The sequence below is a fragment of the Microbacterium sp. Bi128 genome, assembly GCF_918698205.1.
On sequence record NZ_CAKKMM010000628.1, the window covers coordinates 1 to 2,838 of the forward strand.

A 2,838-nucleotide genomic window follows, 5' to 3' on the forward strand; every position below is an offset into this window, starting at 1 on the left:
GAAAGTACCTGGGAATGAGAGATTCCTGGGGAGGATTTGCTCCTACGGCGCCTGCTGAACGTACCGGCAGGACTCTCCCGCCGCAGATCATAAGCTGTGCCACTGGTCGGTGACACAGCTCACAATTTATCCGGTTCCCGGGCAGGATGCAAAATTTATTTCAATTGAGTCGCTGTCCCGCGGACGACGGCGGGAGCTCTTCGCCGTCGTCCGCTTGCGTGGGTGAGGCGCATGAGGGCCGTGTCGTTGATCCGGAACACGCGGTCCCAGAGGTCGTCGTCCACCTCGTGGATCGGACCCAGGGGGTTAGTCCATTCGGTGCATTATTCTGAACGGGATACTTTACATTTTCATGCGCGTCCCTCCCAGAGCGCTCATACGCAAGGAGCCTCCGTGAGCCTTCCGGATCAAGCGATGGAACAGGCAGCTCCCAGCAGACCACCAAGCAGGACTCCCGCCGGGGATGCCGCTTGGGGGTGGCTGATCGGGATCCTCGCAGGATTGCTCGGCTTGGGCCCTTGGCTGGTATCCGGCGCACAGCTCCCGTTGCAGAACTTGTGGGGCCCAGAGGTCGTTCCAGACCAGATGCCTGTGTCGTTACTGCCGCTGAGCCAGTACGAACTCACCACGATCGTAGCCCTCCTCACCGTAGGAGGTGCAGCGGCCGGACTCGCGGTGCGCATCCGGTCCCCCGCCCGACGGCGACTGGTGACGTGGTGCGCGGCAGCCGGCGTTCTTGTGGTCCAGTTCACGGCTGCCGTCCAGTCCTTCACAGTGCTCGACGGCGGCTTGGCGGGCGGAACAATGGCGAGCCTGTACTTCGCCGGGCTGCTCGCGGGCGTGACCGCATCCCTCGCTGCTGCCCTCGTGGCGCACCTGCTGCTCTGTTCAAGGACCCGGAGCCTGGCGGCATTGGGCGCCGGACTCGTGGCGGTGCCGTTCGCTTCGTGGACGGTGGAGTGGGTTGTCGGCTTCGTTGGGCACATCAACGTCCCCGTCGCAGTGCCGTCAATCGCTCACTGGATTCCCGCCATCCTCGTTGGTTGCGCCCTGGCATGGTGCGGCCTTCGTCCTGCGCGGCGGACCGCGGTGTGGGCCGTGAACCTTGCGCTGTTGTGGTTGGTTCCCGCCCTGTTCATCTCGGTCAACTACGTCCTGGGGACCCGTATCCTGGCTGGCGACCTGCAGGAGATGCTGTTAATGAGTCGGCAAATCTTGGCGGCAACACTTGGACCCGAGGGCGGAGCAGCTCCCAAAATCTTGCTGGCTCTGGTCATCGCGTTGGCGGGGCTGGGGGCCAAATCCATTGCCGCTCGCCGGCGGCCGGACGTGCCCATCTTCCCGTCCGCGTAAAATCCGGGCTTACCCGCGATGCGTGGACGTGATTGCACCGGCGGATCCAATGGTGCCATGACGGATTTGATCCAAATCCAGCGGACGACGACGGGACTTCCCGCCGTCGTCCGTATGTGTTTGATGCCGCTCCCCTACAGGGCGGACCAGCCGCCGTCGGAGGCGAGGATGGCGCCGTTGATGTTGGTGCCGTCGTCGCTGAGCAGGAACGTGATGGACGCGGCGAGCTGCGCGGCGGTGGCGGGCGTCGGGACGGTGGCCTGCATCAGCGGGCCGAGGCGTTCGGCCGCGAGCTGGGACCCCCAGTTGGCCACGATGTTGGTGATGGTGGGGCCGGGGGCCACGGCGTTGAAGCGCAGGCCCTTCGGCCCGTACATCACGGCCGAGTTCTTGGTCAGGCCCACGACGGCGTGCTTGGACGCGGTGTAGGCGGCGCCGGCGGCGGACCCGCGCAGGCCGGCCTCGGAGGCGACGTTGACCACGGAGCCGGTCCCGGCGTCCAGCATCAGCGGCACCACCGCGCGGGTGAGGCGCATGAGGGCGGTGACGTTGATCCGGAAGACCCGGTCCCAGAGCTCGTCGTCCACCTCGTGGATCGGGGCGAAGTTGTCCATGATCCCGGCAACGTTCGCCAGCGCGTCGATGCGTCCGCCGGCGGCAGCGACGACGGCGGCCACGGTCTCCTCGGTGGAGATGTCGCCGGCCACCGGGACCAGGTCCAGGCCGGCGTTCTCGGCCACGAGGTCATCCAGGCGTTCCTTGCTGATGTCGGCGGCGATGACGCGGCCGCCTTCCCTGGCGATCCGCAGGGCGGTGGCCTGGCCGATGCCGGAGGCGGCACCGGTGACGATGACGGTCTTGCCGGCGAACCGGCCGGTGGTGGTGGCTTCCTGCCATGAAGCTTCGTTGCCCATGATGTCCTTCCAGACGTTGCTGACGGTGATGCCGCCCAGCTTATGACACTCCGTGTCATTATGTAAGGGTGAATACTGGTGGGATGCCTTCGGATGCTGTGACCACCGCCGTCCCGCGCTCCGCCGGGCGGCCGGTGACGATTGATCCCGACGCCGTGGCCGCCATCGCGCTGCGCCTGTTCGCCGAGCGCGGCTACGAGCAGACCTCCATGGAGGACATCGCCCGCGCGGCGGGAATCGGGCGCAAGAGCCTGTACCGGTACTTCTCCAGCAAGGCCGAGCTCGTCTGGGGCGGCATGGAACCGGTGGTCGAGGCCTCCGGCCTGGTACTGGATTCGGCCCGCGTTGAAGGTCCCGACGGCGACATCCTGGCGGGGCTGCGCTACGCGGCGGTCGCCGGCGTTGCTGTCCTGCCCGACCTGGCGGTCACGCGCGGCCGGCTGCGGCTGATCGCCGAGCACCCCGAGCTGGCCAGCCGGAGCTACGAGTCCCTGGCGCCGCAGCGCGAGCGGACCAGGGCCTACCTGGTGTCAGCGGGCGTCTCTGGGGACGTCGCGGGGTATCTGTGTGC

Annotated in this window: 3 protein-coding genes; 2 read left to right on the forward strand and 1 reads right to left on the reverse strand. The window is 67.0% G+C overall.

Going from position 1 to position 2,838, the window contains the following annotated elements:
* Positions 1 to 585: 585 nt before the first annotated feature.
* Complete coding sequence (locus LQV45_RS23970) at positions 586 to 1,353, forward strand: hypothetical protein (protein ID WP_230009128.1); 768 nt, start codon at positions 586 to 588, stop codon at positions 1,351 to 1,353.
* Positions 1,354 to 1,487: 134 nt separating this feature from the next.
* On the opposite strand, the gene LQV45_RS23975 is transcribed toward LQV45_RS23970, so the two are convergent.
* Positions 1,488 to 2,267 carry an SDR family NAD(P)-dependent oxidoreductase gene (locus LQV45_RS23975; protein WP_230009129.1) on the reverse strand — a complete coding sequence of 260 codons (780 nt, stop codon included), beginning with the start codon at positions 2,265 to 2,267 and terminating at the stop codon, positions 1,488 to 1,490.
* 83 nt (positions 2,268 to 2,350) lie between these two features.
* Between LQV45_RS23975 and LQV45_RS23980 the strand changes: the two genes are divergently transcribed.
* The coding region (locus LQV45_RS23980; RefSeq protein WP_230009130.1) for a TetR family transcriptional regulator at positions 2,351 to 2,838 on the forward strand (488 nt) is incomplete at its 3' end.